Annotated in this window: 13 protein-coding genes; 6 read left to right on the plus strand and 7 right to left on the minus strand. The window is 37.0% G+C overall.

Going from position 1 to position 16,541, the window contains the following annotated elements; translation table 11 throughout:
• Nucleotides 1-400: 400 nt before the first annotated feature.
• The 7 genes from gyrA to dnaA form a co-directional block, all read right to left on the minus strand.
• A complete protein-coding gene (gyrA, locus tag D1953_RS16895; RefSeq protein WP_119118340.1) occupies nt 401-2,908 on the minus strand; it encodes a DNA gyrase subunit A in 2,508 nt (835 codons plus the stop codon).
• Nucleotides 2,909-2,999: 91 nt separating this feature from the next.
• Nucleotides 3,000-4,922 carry a DNA topoisomerase (ATP-hydrolyzing) subunit B gene (gyrB, locus tag D1953_RS16900; RefSeq protein ID WP_119118366.1) on the minus strand — a complete coding sequence of 641 codons (1,923 nt, stop codon included), beginning with the start codon at nt 4,920-4,922 and terminating at the stop codon, nt 3,000-3,002.
• Nucleotides 4,923-4,994: 72 nt separating this feature from the next.
• Nucleotides 4,995-5,246 (minus strand): extracellular matrix regulator RemB, encoded by a 252-nt coding sequence (remB, locus tag D1953_RS16905; protein ID WP_119118341.1) that lies wholly within the window; start codon nt 5,244-5,246, stop codon nt 4,995-4,997.
• 12 nt (nt 5,247-5,258) lie between these two features.
• Complete coding sequence (gene recF / locus D1953_RS16910; RefSeq protein WP_119118342.1) at nt 5,259-6,377, minus strand: DNA replication/repair protein RecF; 1,119 nt, start codon at nt 6,375-6,377, stop codon at nt 5,259-5,261.
• A 21-nt stretch (nt 6,378-6,398) separates the two neighbouring features.
• Nucleotides 6,399-6,611, minus strand: a complete 213-nt coding sequence (yaaA, locus tag D1953_RS16915; protein WP_119118343.1) for a S4 domain-containing protein YaaA — start codon at nt 6,609-6,611, stop codon at nt 6,399-6,401.
• Nucleotides 6,612-6,762: 151 nt separating this feature from the next.
• On the minus strand, nt 6,763-7,899 hold the full coding sequence (dnaN, locus tag D1953_RS16920) for a DNA polymerase III subunit beta (protein WP_119118344.1): 1,137 nt from the start codon (nt 7,897-7,899) through the stop codon (nt 6,763-6,765).
• Nucleotides 7,900-8,093: 194 nt separating this feature from the next.
• Complete coding sequence (gene dnaA, locus D1953_RS16925) at nt 8,094-9,437, minus strand: chromosomal replication initiator protein DnaA (RefSeq protein ID WP_119118345.1); 1,344 nt, start codon at nt 9,435-9,437, stop codon at nt 8,094-8,096.
• An 891-nt stretch (nt 9,438-10,328) separates the two neighbouring features.
• On the opposite strand from dnaA, the gene rpmH reads away from it, so the two are divergent.
• The 6 genes from rpmH to mnmG all read left to right on the plus strand — a co-directional run bounded on the left by rpmH (nt 10,329) and on the right by mnmG (nt 16,283).
• Nucleotides 10,329-10,463: a 50S ribosomal protein L34 gene (gene rpmH, locus D1953_RS16930; RefSeq protein WP_019243402.1), complete on the plus strand. Its 135-nt coding sequence runs from the start codon at nt 10,329-10,331 to the stop codon at nt 10,461-10,463.
• A gap of 81 nt (nt 10,464-10,544) precedes the next feature.
• Complete coding sequence (gene rnpA, locus D1953_RS16935; RefSeq protein WP_119118346.1) at nt 10,545-10,901, plus strand: ribonuclease P protein component; 357 nt, start codon at nt 10,545-10,547, stop codon at nt 10,899-10,901.
• A gap of 163 nt (nt 10,902-11,064) precedes the next feature.
• Complete coding sequence (gene spoIIIJ, locus D1953_RS16940) at nt 11,065-11,853, plus strand: YidC family membrane integrase SpoIIIJ (protein ID WP_119118347.1); 789 nt, start codon at nt 11,065-11,067, stop codon at nt 11,851-11,853.
• Nucleotides 11,850-12,470: an RNA-binding cell elongation regulator Jag/EloR gene (jag, locus tag D1953_RS16945; protein ID WP_119118348.1), complete on the plus strand. Its 621-nt coding sequence runs from the start codon at nt 11,850-11,852 to the stop codon at nt 12,468-12,470. Before spoIIIJ ends, jag begins: the two co-directional genes overlap by 4 nt.
• Before the next feature lie 517 nt (nt 12,471-12,987).
• Nucleotides 12,988-14,373 (plus strand): tRNA uridine-5-carboxymethylaminomethyl(34) synthesis GTPase MnmE, encoded by a 1,386-nt coding sequence (gene mnmE / locus D1953_RS16950; RefSeq protein WP_119118349.1) that lies wholly within the window; start codon nt 12,988-12,990, stop codon nt 14,371-14,373.
• A 23-nt stretch (nt 14,374-14,396) separates the two neighbouring features.
• Nucleotides 14,397-16,283, plus strand: a complete 1,887-nt coding sequence (gene mnmG / locus D1953_RS16955; protein WP_119118350.1) for a tRNA uridine-5-carboxymethylaminomethyl(34) synthesis enzyme MnmG — start codon at nt 14,397-14,399, stop codon at nt 16,281-16,283.
• The last annotated feature ends 258 nt before the right edge of the window (nt 16,284-16,541 follow it).

The following is a 16,541-nucleotide window of genomic DNA, read 5'->3' on the forward strand; positions in this document are numbered from 1 at the left end:
CGATAGAATTTGAATTAGCTCTTTGCACTTTTTTGTAGTGTGTGCTCACTTTAAAAATTAACGTTGGCGCTTTGTTTTGTTCAATTTTCAAAGAACAATATCTATTGATTTTAAAGAAACAACTTTAATATCATATCACTTTAAAACCATAATGTCAACAACTTTCGTGTTTCCCTGTCGACTTAAATAAGTATAACTAGTATTGTGAGCAATTGCAAGCTTTTTTTAAAAAACTATCATTTTATATTATATACCATTTAATTTTGTAGATTAATTAAGAAAATGATGTTACACGTGAAACATTATTTACTCTTACCTTTTTTATTATTATGTAAAATTTATAATGAACTGGACTTCATATATAATTAAAAAAGCCAAGGCTTTATGCCTGGCTTTTCTATCACTCTTCTCCGTCAATTTCTTCTGTCACAATTTCAGAGGGATTTTCTTCATCTTCTTCTTTATCATCTTCACGTTCAACAATTGCAACGGTAGATACATATTCATTTTCTGCTTCTTCAAGACGAATAAGTTTTACACCTTGTGTGCTGCGACCTGTTTTTGAAATATCTTCAACAGCCATTCGAATTAAAACACCCGCTGCCGTAATAAGCATTAAATCTTCTTCCGCTCCAGGCGCTACTGTTTTGATAGAGACGAGCTCACCGTTTTTCTCAGTAACGTTACACGTTTTAATCCCTATACCGCCGCGACTTTGAATTCGATATTCTTCTTCAGCTGTTCGTTTTCCATATCCGTTTTTCGTAACAATTAAGATTTCCTCTTTCTCTTCTAATATTTCCATACCGACGACTTCATCTTCAGCACGTAGAGAAATTCCTTTAACTCCTGCTGCTGTTCTTCCCATCGTACGAACATCGCTTTCTGGGAAACGAATCATCATTCCTGTTTTTGTTCCAATAATAATTTGTTTGTTACCATCTGTCATACGAACAGAAATTAACTCATCGTCTTCTCGTAGACCTAATGCAATTAATCCATTGTTACGAATATGAGCAAAAGAAGATAGAGGAGTTCGTTTTGATATTCCATATTTCGTTGTAAAGAATAAGAACCAATCATCCACGAATTCCTTCACTGGGATAATTGCATTAACCGTTTCCCCTTTCTCGACCTCTATTAGGTTGATCAAAGGTAAACCTTTTGCTGTTCTTCCGTACTCTGGGATTTCGTAGCCTTTAGCTCGATATACTTTCCCTTTATTTGTGAAGAACAACAGCGTATCGTGTGTTGAGGTTGTTAAAAGATGCTCTACAAAGTCATCTTCATTTGTCCCCATTCCCTGAATACCACGGCCGCCCCGTCTTTGACTGCGATATGTTGAAGCAGGTAAACGTTTAATATAGCCATTGTGTGTTAACGTAACAATAATGGTTTCTTCCGGAATTAAGTCCTCATCCTCTAAACTCTCAAAGCCGCTTAGTAAAATTTCCGTACGTCTTGTATCATTAAAACGCTCTTTAATTTCAAGAAGCTCTTCACGAATAATGTCAAGCAATTTTTCTTCATCAGCTAAAATTGCCTTTAATTCTGCAATAAGAGCCATAATCGCTTGATATTCTTCTTCAATTTTTTCACGTTCTAAACCGGTTAAACGTTGGAGACGCATATCTAAAATTGCTTGCGCTTGTTTTTCTGAAAGTGAAAACTTCTCCATTAAACCTTCACGCGCAATGTCAGTCGTCTTCGAACTACGGATTAAAGCAATAACTTCATCCAAATGATCGAGGGCAATTCGCAATCCCGCTAAAATATGAGCACGAGCTTCCGCTTTCCGCAGTTCAAACTCTGTGCGACGACGAATAACCACTTTTTGATGTTCTAAGTAATAATATAAACATTGTTTTAAATTCAATACTTTCGGCTGGCCATCTACAAGAGCTAGAAGGTTAATACCGAATGTCGTTTGCATAGATGTATGTTTATATAAGTTATTTAATAAAACGCTCGTATTCACATCTTTCCGAACTTCCATGACGATACGCATACCATTTCGGTCCGATTCATCCCTTAAGTCTGTAATCCCTTCAATTCTCTTCTCACGAGCAAGATCAGCAATTTTCTCAATTAGTCTCGCTTTATTTACTTGATACGGAATTTCAGTCACAAGAATCGTTTGTTTTCCATTAGGTTTCACTTCAATATCTACTTTTGCCCGCTGGACAATAGAACCTCTGCCTGTCTCATAGGCCTTTCTAATTCCACTACGCCCTAAAATATAACCGGCTGTTGGGAAATCTGGACCTGGAATATACTCCATTAGCTCTTGAATTGTAATGTCAGGATTTTTACTTAAAGCAAGAACACCATCAATTACTTCTCCTAATTGATGTGGGGGAATATTTGTAGCCATCCCCACGGCAATTCCTGATGAACCATTTACCAACAAATTAGGAAAACGAGCCGGCATAACAGCAGGTTCCTTTTCAGAACCATCATAGTTGTCCTGATAATCAATAGTATCCTTATTCAAATCCCGTACGAGTTCCATTGAAATTTTGGACATTCTCGCTTCTGTATAACGCATGGCCGCTGCCTGGTCACCGTCAACAGAACCAAAATTCCCATGGCCGTCCACAAGCATATGCCGATAATTAAATGGTTGAGCCATACGTACCATTGTTTCATATACAGCTGAATCACCATGCGGATGATATTTACCAATAACATCACCAACAATACGGGCAGATTTCTTATAAGGTTTATCTGCTGTAATTCCAAGGTCATTCATTGCATACAAAATTCTCCGATGAACTGGTTTCAATCCATCTCTCACATCAGGTAAGGCTCGTGACACAATAACACTCATTGCATAATCTAAAAACGAAGTCCGCATTTCGGTACTAATATTAATTTCCTTAACATTGGATCTTTCTTGTTCTGACATGGAGCCAACCTCCTATATAAAGCTTCTGACCTCATTTCATCAATGAGATGTCATATAAACAACAGGATGAATCCGTCATCCTGTTGTCCAATCAAATATCTAAATTTTTAACGTAAATGGCATTTTCCTCAATAAAGTTACGACGCGGCTCTACTTTATCCCCCATTAACATTTCAAAAGTTTCATCCGCTTCAATTGCATCTTTTAAACTTACTTGTAATAGCGTACGTGTATCAGGGTTCATCGTCGTTTCCCATAGCTGCTCTGGATTCATTTCACCGAGCCCTTTATAACGCTGCAAATTAGGTTTAGGTGTACTTGGCAAACTCGCCATAATTTCCTCAAGCTGACGGTCATTATAAGCATATTCTACTTTTTTACCTTGTTGAATTTTATACAATGGCGGTTGAGCAATATAAATATAGCCGTATTCAATAATTTTTCTCATATATCTGTAGAAAAAGGTTAGCATAAGAGTACGAATATGGGCACCATCGACATCGGCATCTGTCATAATAACAATCTTATGGTATCTTGCTTTTTCAATAGTAAATTCATCACCAATACCTGTCCCAAGCGCGGTAATAATCGTACCAATCTCAGCATTGGAAAGAATTCGATCTAAACGAGCCTTTTCTACGTTTAGAATTTTTCCTCTTAGAGGCAGAATTGCTTGGAAATGACGATCGCGCCCCTGTTTTGCGGATCCGCCCGCTGAGTTTCCTTCTACGATATATAATTCACTAATGGAAGGATCTTTTGATGAACAGTCTGCCAATTTTCCAGGTAAACTTGAAACTTCTAAGGCATTTTTTCTTCTCGTCATTTCACGAGCTTTTTTCGCTGCAAGGCGAGCACGCGCAGCCATCAAGCCTTTATCTACGATTTTCCTAGCTACAGCTGGATTTTCATACATAAAGGATTCAAGCTTTTCAGATAGAACAGAGTCTGCTACAGATCGTACTTCAGAATTACCTAGTTTCGTTTTTGTTTGCCCTTCAAATTGTGGGTCAGGGTGTTTAATGGAAACAATGGCTGTTAATCCTTCACGAACATCTTCACCTGATAAGTTAGCATCAGACTCTTTGATTAAACCATTTTTACGTGCATAGTCATTAATGACACGAGTTAACCCCGCTTTGAAGCCTGATTCATGAGTTCCCCCTTCATACGTATGAATATTATTAGCAAAAGAAAATACATTACTAATATAGCTTTCATTGTATTGAAGAGCTATTTCCACGGAAATACCGTCCTTTTCACCCTCCATGAAAATTGGTTCTTCATGGAGCACTTCTTTAGAACGATTCAAATGCTCTACATATGATTTAATTCCGCCTTCATAATGGTACTCATTAAACTTCCCTTCATCACGTTTATCTTCAATAGTGAGCTTTAACCCTTTATTTAAGAAGGCAAGTTCCCGGATTCTTGTCGCTAATGTGTCATAATCATATTCTAATGTCTCTTTAAAGATTTCACCATCTGGTACGAAGTGAATGGTCGTTCCTGTACGATCTGTTTCACCGATAATTTTTAAATCAGCCTGTGGAACGCCTCTTTTATATTGTTGGTAATAAATGTTCCCATTGAGGTGAACATACACTTCTAACAAAGTAGAAAGTGCATTTACAACGGAAGCACCTACTCCATGCAATCCACCAGATACTTTATAGCCTCCACCGCCAAATTTACCTCCAGCATGAAGGACAGTTAAAATAACTTCTACAGCAGGACGCCCCATTTTTTCTTGTATATCAACAGGGATTCCACGTCCATTATCGATGACTGTAATACTATTATCTTCTTCAATTTTCACTTGGATTTCTGTACAAAAACCCGCAAGTGCCTCATCGATACTATTATCGACAATTTCCCAAACAAGGTGGTGTAATCCTTTTGAAGACGTACTTCCGATATACATCCCTGGGCGTTTACGTACAGCTTCTAAGCCTTCTAATACTTGTATTTGATCTGCACCGTATTCTTGAGGTTGTAGTTCACTTTGTTCCATTGTCATCTCAAATCACCTACACTTTTCTATTCACATTTAACATTTTTCAAACTAAAGAAGCAATCGGCCTACTTATTCATCTACTACAATTGAATGTTGCTGCGAACGTTTTTTTAAAGTCATCGAAGCAAGAGGTGAGTAATATACATGCTTAGTTGTTACAACAATGGACTTTATGGAATTCTTCGCTAAATGCAATGTGACATCTGCCTTTTGCTGTAGAAACTCTGCAAGTATAGGGGAAGATTCGAGCAGCTTTTTATCTAAAATCGTCACAATTTCATCTGTTTTTACAAGAATGTCTTCACCGATATGAAGATACATAAGTTCACCTCTTTACTTTACCTTTGTAATCGTTCCTTGTTTCACAAAAAAGGTGGATGCGTCTTTTAACGTTTGATGATCGATTCCCTCAACAGAAGTTGTTGTAACAAATGTTTGAACTTTTCCTTGAATTGTATTTAATAAATGAGATTGTCGGTAATCATCCAGCTCTGATAAAACGTCATCCAAAAGCAAAATTGGATATTCGCCTATTTCTGCATGAATGAGTTCTATTTCTGCTAATTTTAAAGATAGAGCCGTTGTGCGTTGTTGACCTTGTGAACCAAATGTTTGCACGTCACGGTTATTGACGTAAAAAATCAAATCATCACGATGAGGACCAACTAATGTAACTCCACGGTCTATTTCTTTTGTTTTTATTCGATCACATTTTTCTTGAAACACTTCTATTATTTTCGACAAATCCATAGTTTCTAATACATGAAGAGATGGTTTATATTGTATTTTCAATTCTTCTAAGTTTCGTGATATGCCAGAATGGATTGGTTTTGCCCATTCTTGTAAAACAGCTAAAAATTGATATCTTTTTTCGACAATTTTCGCTGCATGCTGAATGAACTGTTCTGTTAAAACGTCAAGCATTGTTGTATCATTTTGTTTTTTTGTTTGCAACAGTTTTAAATAGTGGTTTCGTTGCTGCACAATTTTATGGTATTGACTCATATCATGAAGATACACAGGAGATATTTGACCAATCTCCATATCAATAAAACGACGTCGAACTTGCGGACTCCCCTTCACTAAATGAAGATCTTCTGGTGCAAACATAACCACATTCATGCTGCCTACATATTGGCTAAGCTTTTGTTGTTCAATATGATTAACCTTTGCCTTTTTTCCTTTTTTAGCAATGGTTAATTCAAGTGGTAAGGATGTATTCCGCTTTTTAACCCTACCTTCTATTTTAGCATATTCTTTGTCCCAGCGAATGAGTTCTTTGTCATTTGAAGTTCGGTGGGATTTTGCCATCGCTAAAACAAAGATCGATTCCATGACATTCGTTTTCCCTTGAGCATTTTCCCCTAGAATGACATTTACTTTGTTTTCAAAGGAAAGCTCAACTTCCTCATAATTTCGGTAATTTCTCAAATGAATATTTTCAATATACATAATCTGCTCTTCCTTTCGGCATTAGCCGATAATCGTAAAGCTACCGAATTCGGGAATCTCGATTTTGTCACCCACTCTTAACTTTCTTCCTCTCCGTACATCAAGCTCATTATTAATAAATACTTCATGTTCACTCAAGAACCATTTCGCCATACCGCCGCTTTGAATCACATCAGCAAGCTTCAAAAACTGCCCCAGTGTAATATAATCCGTACTGATTTGTATTTCTGTCATCCATTTTTCACTCATTTCAAAATAATTTCTAATACTTTATTTTACTAAATATCCGTTAATAAGACAAAATTTTGACTAGCAGAACTTTTTGCATAAGCCATACAAAAAAATAAAGACTTGAATATCAAGTCTTTATTTTCCCTCGTATCCCCTAATAGGTTCTAACAGGAAGAATTAATTGTAGCATTCGATCATCATGAAGTGGACAAATAACGAATGGACGCATTGCTCCTGTAAAACTAATTTTAATATCCGTACCTTCTAATGCTTTTAATGCATCCATAACAAACTTTGCACTAAAAGAAATTTTTAATTCTTCTCCTTCAATGGCTTCAGCAACAACTTCCTCTACAACTTTACCGACTTCGGGTGTATTAGACGACACTTCAATAACTCCCCCGTCATGTGTCAGTAATTTGACTACATTATTTCGGTTCTCTTTCGCCAATAAAGATGCTCGATCAATCGCTTGTAAGAGCTCTTTCGTTTTAACAATCACATCTGTTTTACTATCTGTCGGAATAAGTCGAGATGTATCGGGATAATTTCCCTCTAGCAATCTAGAGAAGAATAATAAATTTTTTGCTTTAAACAGAACTTGATTTTCAGTAATAACAATCTCGATTAATTCATTCGTATCATCAAGAATTTTACTTAGTTCATTCAAGCTTTTTCCTGGAATAACAACACTATAGGTACCATTGATTTTACTTTCAATGTTGGCTGTTCTCATGGCCAAACGATGACTGTCTGTAGCAATACATGTCAATTCATCATTTTCAACCTTCAAGTTTACACCTGTCAAGATTGGGCGTGTTTCTGAGGTGGACACTGCAAATACAGTTTGGCGAATTAATGTTTTTAAAAGATCTGTTGGCAGTTTAAACAAATTGGCTTCTTCAATGATAGGCAGATGTGGATATTCTTCTGGGTCTAGACCATTTAGATTAAACTCTGCTTTTCCTGAACGAATAATCGTTTGAAAATTTGTTTGAACTTCAATTTCTACAGTATCCATTGGTAACTTTTTCACAATTTCGCTAAAAAAACGAGCATTTAAAACAATATCGCCGCTTGCTTGTACTTCAACAATTTCATTTCCATCTTCCTCCGCTGGAATAAAAGATTGAATAGAAATATCAGAATCACTTCCTGTAAGTGTAATTCCTTCTGTTGTCGTATTGATTTTAATCCCTGTTAAAATCGGAATCGTTGTTCTAGATGTAACAGCTTTCATTACTTCTTGAACACTATGAACTAATCGATCTCGTTGAATGATAAATTTCATGAGTTCCCCTCCAGTCATATTTTTTACTAACTTGCATATATTATTAATTAATTTAGTTAAAAATATAGTAGTAATAGTAATAGGCCCTGTGAATATGTGGATAAGTATAAGAAAGCCAAGGAAAAACAGTCTATCCACATGTGGACAGACTGTGTGTAAGTGAGTTCGAGTTATTCACACTATAAACAAGAGCACTATACTTTTAATTGATCTTGGATTTCTTTAATTTGATTCTGCAGCTGAGAATCTGTGAGTAAAAGCTTTGAAATTTTTTCATGAGCATGAATCACTGTTGTATGGTCTCGCCCTCCAAATTCATCTCCAATCTTAGGGAGTGAGGAATCTGTCAGTTCGCGCGATAGATACATAGCAATTTGCCTTGGAAATGCTACAGATTTTGTTCGTTTTTTTGCCTTGAAATCCTCAAGTTTTACATTGTAATGCTCACCAACTGTTTTTTGGATTTCATGAATCGTAATAATTTTCGGCTTAGAGCTAGGGATGATATCCTTTAGCGCCTCCGCGGCCAAATCTGCATTAATATCTTTATTAATTAAGGATGAATACGCAACAACACGTATTAGGGCCCCTTCTAATTCACGGATATTAGAATCAATTTGGTTTGCGATATAGAGCATCACTTCATTTGGAATATCAAGACCATCTGCTTTTGCCTTTTTTCTTAAAATAGCAATTCTAGTTTCTAAATCAGGCGGAGTAATGTCTGTAATTAAGCCCCATTCAAAGCGTGAACGCAAACGATCTTCCAATGTAGGGATTTCCTTAGGAGGTCGATCACTAGAAATTACAATTTGCTTGCTTTCCTCATGAAGAGCATTAAATGTATGGAAAAATTCTTCTTGAGTAGATTCTTTTCCAGCTAGAAATTGAATATCATCTATTAATAGCACATCAACACTTCGGTATTTATCTCGGAATTCACCGGCTTTATTGTCACGAATAGAATTAATGAATTCATTTGTGAACTTTTCAGATGATAAATAGACTACTTTGGCTTGCGGGTTGTGCTCTAATACATAATGGCCTATTGCGTGCATTAAATGGGTTTTTCCAAGCCCTACGCCTCCATAAATAAATAAGGGATTATAAGCCTTAGCCGGGGCTTCAGCAACAGCTAAAGAAGCAGCATGGGCAAAGCGGTTCCCAGAGCCAATAACAAATGTATCGAATGTATTTTTTGTGTTAAGCATATGCTGCGAAAAATCATGTTGATCTTCTTCTTGTTTTTTCACCTTTTTTGTTGAAGGAGCAACATTCGGTTCATCATGGTTTGGTGGAATGATGAATTTAGCTTCAAGTTCTTCCCCTGTTAATTCTAATAAAATGCCGGCTATAAGCTTGGAATAACGTTCTTCAAGCCAATCACGAGCAAATTCATTAGGAGCAGTAATAGTTAAAGTGTCTCCTTGCAAGGCATAAGCTTTTGTAGCCTTTAACCACGTTTCAAAGCTGGGCTTACTAATCTTTTTTTGGATTTTTATAAGGGTTTGATCCCAAAGACTATCGATGTTTTCCAAGTGTCCCCCTCCTTTGCTACTAAAATTGAAAAGCTGTTCGTTTAATCGTTCATTTTTTAAATAAGGAGCGAATATATGGAATCGCAGTTTATGTTTGCAGGACAAAATAAATGTATCGATTGCTGTGTCCTTTAAATAATTTTCGACATAGCAATCGATTAGAATTAATCTCCAGAAATACTACATATAGTGTTGTATAACCTTTGTCCACTCTATATGTAGAATAAGAAAACGTATACGTATATTTATTCATCAACAGGCATTAGGCTGTATATATTAATAAGGAAGAAAAGAAGATTTTCTACAATATCCACGCGTTGTGGATAACATTATATACACAGTTAGAATAAACTATCCACATCTTATCCACATTTTGTGGATAACTATAATTTGTTGATAAAGTTATTCAGAGTGAAAACACATATATAATATCAAAACTTTAGGCTTTGTGCAATGGTTTTCAAAACTTTATCCACAACTATATCAGACTGTGGGAAAAACTTTTCCACAGGGTATTATTATGTGTAAAAGTGTTGAAAAAAGCTGTGGATATTGTTAGAAACGCGAAAAAACTATCCACAATCATTATTAGGACAGGCAGTGAAAGATTGACTCATCATTTTTTCTTAGTATTCGACAAATGTCGTTTCTTAATCTGTCATATTTCAATTATTTATTTCCATGAACAATACTTTTAGGAATTTCGGCAAAATTTTCTATGTTGATTATGAGGAAAATGATTTACAATGGAGGAGAACGTTTAAAAAGACTCACTGGACAAATAGGTGTAAAAAGAAAATTTAAAGGATGAGGTTGACATTTACCATACCTCGTCTATATAATCATAAGGACTGTCTTTAACTGTTATTCCTCAGGGAGGTGTCATAGAGAATGAAACGTACTTATCAACCGAATAAGCGCAAGCATAGTAAAGTTCACGGATTCCGTGCCCGCATGAGCACAAAAAACGGACGTAAAGTATTAGCTGCACGTCGCCGCAAGGGCAGAAAAGTATTATCTGCATAGACCACTGAAAAGTCTCAGTGGTCTTTTTTCGCAAATAGACCATCACTTAGGGATCCAATTCGTTTATTGAAGGTGTAGAAAATGAAAAAAAAGTTAAGGATAAAGAAGGATAAAGAATTTCAACTAGTGTTTAAAAAAGGCGAATCTTTTGCAAACCGTCAATTTGTAGTTTATGTCCTTGAAAAACCTGACCAAGATTACTTCCGAATTGGCCTTTCTGTCAGCAAAAAAGTAGGCAATGCAGTTGTTCGGAATCAAGTGAAAAGATACATACGACAAACGTTTTTGGAATTAAAGAATGAAATTGATGTCGGAAAGGATTATGTCATTATTGCTCGTAAACCAGCGGCAGATATGGACTTTTTTCAAGTGAAAAACAGTTTAATTCATGTTCTCAAACGTTCCAAATCACTAACTTTTAAACTGAAAAACAACTAAAGTATATATGAATACATAGATGAAACAAGAATCAGTAGAAAGAATGCGCTTTCTTTAAGTAAGATATCGAATTTGAGGATTGGATAATTTTTACTTGAAGTCTGCGTCTAAACAGGTCAAAATTGTTTCATAGAGATTGATTGTAGTCAGGAGGAAGTTACGGTTGAAGAAACGAATATTACCTATTATTGGATTGGCTTCGATTATGATGCTACTAGCGGGTTGTACGGAAATGAATGAGCCAATTACCGCAGAAAGTGAAGGGTTTTGGAATTCCTATATTGTTTATCCGCTTTCGTTGTTAATTATTTGGATGGCTGAACATTTAGGCCATAGTTATGGATGGGGGTTAATTGTTACTACATTAATTATCCGTACAGCTATTCTTCCACTTATGATTAAACAAGTAAAAAGCTCAAAAGCAATGCAAGCCATTCAGCCTGAAATGAAGGCTCTTCAAGAAAAATACAGTTCTAAAGATCAGGCTACGCAAAGACAATTACAGCAAGAAACAATGGCTTTATTTCAAAAGTACAATGTCAATCCGCTTGCTGGATGTCTACCAATCTTAGTGCAAATGCCGATTCTAATTGGTGTTTACCATGCGATTAGTCGTACAGAACAAATCGCGAATGACAGTTTCCTTTGGTTTGATCTTGGTTCACCAGATCCATTTTTTATTTTGCCGATTGTGGCAGGGATTACGACATTTATTCAGCAAAAAATATCAATGGTTGGTATGAATACAAATCCACAGATGCAAGCGCAAATGACAATGATGCTGTATATTATGCCAATTATGATTATGATTTTTGCTTTTAATTTCCCAGCGGCTCTTTCGTTATATTGGGTAGTAGGGAACATCTATGGTATTGTTCAAACTTATTTTATTAAAGGCCCAGAGTTGAAAAAAGCAGCTGCAGAAAATGCAGGAGGAGCAAAGAAAAAGTGAAAAAGATAACTGCTACAGGACAATCTGTCGAAGCAGCAGTTGAATCAGCTTTAGCTCAGCTTAACAGCACAAGAGATCGCGTTGAAATTGAAATTGCAGATGAAGGCAAGAGAGGGTTATTTGGTTTATTTGGTTCTAGACAAGCTATCGTCCATGTAACGTTGTTAGCGGATCCTATTGAAGAATCTCTTCACTTTTTGAAAAAAGTAAGTGAAGAAATGGGAGTACAAGCTAATATAACGGTTCAGCGGCAAGGAAAAACAATTACATTTCTTCTATCGGGAGAAAAAATTGCTTTAGTAATTGGAAAACGAGGTCAAACATTAAATGCTCTTCAATATTTGACTCAACTTGTGATGAATCGACATGCTAAACAATATTTGAATGTTGTCGTTGATGCAGAAGGCTATCGAGAACGTCGAAACGAAACACTCATTTTGTTAGCAGCGAGAATGGCTGACAAAGCAGTTAGAACAGGGAAAGCCGTGTCATTAGAGCCAATGCCTTCATATGAGCGAAAGGTGATTCATACTGCTCTTATGAATGACCGAAAAATTAAAACGACATCTCATGGTACTGAGCCTTATCGCTACTTAGTGATTACACCAATCCAATAAAGATAGAAAAACCCTTCGTATGAATAAGACGAAGGGTTTTTCTTATGCTAGGAGAAAACGATAAGAGATTTTGGAATGATGAAGAAAAAGAACTAGTGCAGACTGACAAAAGATGTGTGTCTTTGTTCAAAGGTTAAGAAGGTTAACAGCTTCAATAATCTAGTTGTTCTCCTCTTATATTGTTATTCACATGTGGATAAGTTAAAATAAACGTTACAGAATATAGCTTTAAAAGCTTGTGGATAACGGAGGACAGGGAATAGTCTCTACTTTTTTTCACCTCTTTCCTGTGGTATTGTAGGTATTTAGGGACTTTATTGCAGATGAACGGGCCATGAGCCTTTCACTTTGGGACGAAGAGGAATCAATCACAGATAAGTGGGGAATAACTGCCCATAAAGGCCTAATTCATTCAACGAACCATCAGTGGGGGAAACGGCCTATCCGTTGAGGGAAGTTTCATTTTATTAGAATAAAACAATACACATAGAACGATTTCTAGGTAAGAGGTGAAAGCATGGAATTTGATACAATCACCGCTATTTCAACGCCGCTTGGCGAAGGAGCAATTGCTATTGTTCGTATAAGCGGGGATGAAGCAATTAAAATAGCTGATGGGATTTTTCGAGGTCCAAGCGGAAAAAGCCTTCTTCAAGTGAACTCTCATACGATTCATTACGGCCATTTAATAGAACCGAAATCAGGGGAGATCGTCGAAGAAGTCATGGTGTCCGTTATGAAGGGGCCAAAAACATTTACAAGAGAAGATGTCGTGGAAATCAATTGTCACGGAGGCATTGTGTCTGTGAATCGGGTATTACAGCTCATTTTATCACAAGGAGCGAGACTTGCAGAACCTGGCGAGTTTACGAAGCGTGCCTTTTTAAATGGGCGTATTGATCTTTCACAGGCTGAAGCTGTGATGGACTTAATTCGTGCCAAAACAGATAAGGCAATGAATGTTGCTTTAGGACAGATGGAAGGGCGTTTATCAAAACTCATTCAAAAATTGCGACAGGAAATTTTAGAAACACTCGCAGTTGTCGAGGTTAATATAGATTATCCGGAGTATGATGATGTGGAGGAAATGACGCATCGTTTATTTTTGGAAAAAGGGAATTATGTAAAGCAGGAAATTGAAAAGCTATTAACAACATCACAGCAAGGAAAAATCTTACGTGATGGATTAGCGACAGTTATTATAGGCCGTCCGAATGTTGGAAAGTCTTCGTTATTGAATAGTTTAGTTCAGGAAAATAAAGCAATTGTTACCGATATACCTGGTACAACCCGTGATGTCATTGAAGAGTATGTCAATGTTCGCGGTGTTCCTTTAAAGCTTGTTGATACAGCTGGCATTCGTGAAACAGAGGATATCGTCGAGCGTATTGGTGTTGAACGGTCACGCGCTGTTCTAAAAGAAGCAGATTTAATTTTACTTGTGTTGAATTATTCAGATGAATTAACAGCAGAGGATGAAAGTCTGTTTGAAGCAGTTAGTGGTATGGATGTTATCGTGATTGTGAATAAAACTGATTTACCGCAAAAAATTGATTTGGAACGTGTTTATGAATTAGCCAGATCGCATAAAGTTGTCACAACTTCCTTATTGGAGGAACAAGGTATTGATGAATTGGAAGAATCGATTGCTGATTTATTCTTTGAAGGATCACTAGAAGCAGGCGATTTAACGTATGTATCCAATACTCGTCATATTGCCTTGTTAGGGCAAGCTTTACAGGCTATTACAGATGCAATTGATGCGATTGAAATGGGTACACCGATTGATTTAGTCCAAATTGATTTTACAAAAGCATGGGAATTGCTAGGTGAAGTTATTGGAGAAAGTGTTCAAGATAATTTAATTAATCAGTTGTTCTCACAATTTTGTTTAGGAAAATAAAAGTTAAGAGGAGACGTTTTTAAATGCAATATGAAGCAGGTAGTTATGACGTAATTGTCGTTGGAGCAGGGCATGCAGGCAGCGAAGCTGGTCTTGCAGCCGCTCGGGTCGGTGCAAAAACCTTAATGCTAACAATCAACTTAGATATGGTGGCGTTTATGCCTTGTAATCCTTCTGTTGGCGGTCCTGCAAAAGGGATTGTTGTGCGAGAAATCGATGCATTAGGCGGAGAAATGGGACGCAATATTGATAAAACGCATATTCAAATGAGAATGTTGAATACAGGGAAAGGCCCAGCTGTACGTGCTTTGCGTGCTCAGGCTGATAAATTTCTATACCAGCATGAGATGAAAAGAACGATTGAAAATCAACCTAATTTGACACTAAGACAAGGTATGGTTGAGCAGCTTATTGTTGAAGACGACATCGTGAAGGGTGTTATTACACAAACGGGTGCTATTTATCGTGCAAAAACGGTCGTAATTACAACAGGAACGTTTTTACGAGGAGAAATTATTCTTGGAGAATTAAAATACTCAAGCGGTCCGAACAATCAACAGCCTTCGATTAAATTATCTGAGCACTTAGAGGAATTAGGCTTCGACTTAGTTCGTTTTAAAACAGGTACACCGCCAAGGGTTAATAGCTCTTCAATTGATTATAGTAAAACCGAAATTCAACCTGGAGACGATATACCACGTGCATTTTCTTATGAAACAACGAAATATATTACCGATCAACTACCATGCTGGTTAACGTATACGAGTCTAGAAACGCATCAAATTATTGATGCTAACTTGCACCGTTCACCGATGTATTCAGGGATGATTAAAGGAACAGGTCCACGTTACTGCCCATCCATTGAAGATAAAGTTGTTCGTTTTAATGATAAACCGCGTCACCAAATCTTCCTTGAGCCAGAAGGCCGTAATACACAGGAAGTTTACGTACAAGGTTTATCAACGAGCTTGCCAGAAGATGTTCAACGTAAAATGCTTGCTTCCATTCCTGGCTTAGAAAACGTTGAAATGATGCGTGCAGGCTATGCCATTGAGTATGATGCGATTGTTCCAACTCAACTTTGGCCAACATTAGAAACGAAAAAGGTGAAGAACTTATACACTGCTGGTCAGATTAATGGTACGAGCGGGTATGAGGAAGCCGCAGGTCAAGGTCTTATGGCTGGTATAAATGCTGGATTAAGAGCCATCGGGAAAGAAGAAGTTATTTTAAGCCGCTCAGATGCTTATATTGGTGTTCTCATTGATGACCTTGTTACAAAGGGAACGAATGAACCATATCGCTTATTAACGTCTCGTGCAGAATATCGTTTGCTGCTTCGTCATGATAATGCCGATATGCGTTTAACGGAAATTGGCCATAAGATTGGCATGATTAGCGATGAACGTTATGAGCGTTTCTTAGCTAAGAAAGCGGCCGTTGAAGCGGAAAAAGAACGATTACAATCTATTATTTTAAAGCCATCTGAAGAAGTCCAATCAGTGATTAGAGAGAATGGCGGGACAGAGTTAAAAGATGGAATTCGTGCTGCCGATTTATTAAAGCGTCCTGAGATGAGTTATGTGCATATTCAACAATTGGCGCCGAGCGAAATCGAGCTAGACGATGAGGTAACGGAACAAGTGGAAATTCAAATTAAATATGAAGGCTATATTGCAAAATCCCTGCAACAAGTTGATCGTCTGAAGAAAATGGAGAACAAAAGAATTCCAGAAGATATTGATTATGATGCAATCGGTAGTTTAGCTACAGAAGCTCGCCAAAAATTAAAGCAAGTTCGCCCGCTTTCTGTCGCACAGGCTTCTCGTATCTCAGGAGTAAACCCAGCCGATGTTTCTATTCTGCTTGTGTATTTAGAGCAAGGTAAAATTGCCCGTATTTCACAATAGTTGAAACAAAAGTAATATTATTAAAGGCGGCGCGAACGAAGCGCACATGAATAAAAGCCTTAAGCTGGATGAAGTAGTTCTCAAACTTAAGGTTGAGCAAAAAAGATGTGCGGAGTTCCGCCTCTCTAAAATTAACGAGGTATGGAAGTTATAACGAATGAATCTAGAATATTAGTTGAAGAACAAAGGCGGCGCGAACGAAGCGCACACGAATAAAGGCCTTAAGCTGGATGAAGTGATTCTCAAACTTAAGGTTAA

The sequence above is a fragment of the Peribacillus asahii genome, from assembly GCF_003570725.1.
GTDB classification, from domain to species: Bacteria; Bacillota; Bacilli; order Bacillales; family DSM-1321; genus Peribacillus; species Peribacillus asahii.

Excerpts from the sequence above, each read along its gene's own strand:
- gyrA (WP_119118340.1), bottom strand. The coding sequence starts at position 2,908 with ATGTCAGAACAAGAAAGATCCAATGTTAAGGAAATTAATATTAGTACC.
- gyrB (WP_119118366.1), bottom strand. The coding sequence starts at position 4,922 with ATGGAACAAAGTGAACTACAACCTCAAGAATACGGTGCAGATCAAATA.
- remB (WP_119118341.1), bottom strand. The coding sequence starts at position 5,246 with ATGTATCTTCATATCGGTGAAGACATTCTTGTAAAAACAGATGAAATT.
- recF (WP_119118342.1), bottom strand. The coding sequence starts at position 6,377 with ATGTATATTGAAAATATTCATTTGAGAAATTACCGAAATTATGAGGAA.
- yaaA (WP_119118343.1), bottom strand. The coding sequence starts at position 6,611 with ATGACAGAAATACAAATCAGTACGGATTATATTACACTGGGGCAGTTT.
- dnaN (WP_119118344.1), bottom strand. The coding sequence starts at position 7,899 with ATGAAATTTATCATTCAACGAGATCGATTAGTTCATAGTGTTCAAGAA.
- rpmH (WP_019243402.1), top strand. The coding sequence starts at position 10,329 with ATGAAACGTACTTATCAACCGAATAAGCGCAAGCATAGTAAAGTTCAC.
- rnpA (WP_119118346.1), top strand. The coding sequence starts at position 10,545 with ATGAAAAAAAAGTTAAGGATAAAGAAGGATAAAGAATTTCAACTAGTG.
- mnmE (WP_119118349.1), top strand. The coding sequence starts at position 12,988 with ATGGAATTTGATACAATCACCGCTATTTCAACGCCGCTTGGCGAAGGA.
- mnmG (WP_119118350.1), top strand. The coding sequence starts at position 14,397 with ATGCAATATGAAGCAGGTAGTTATGACGTAATTGTCGTTGGAGCAGGG.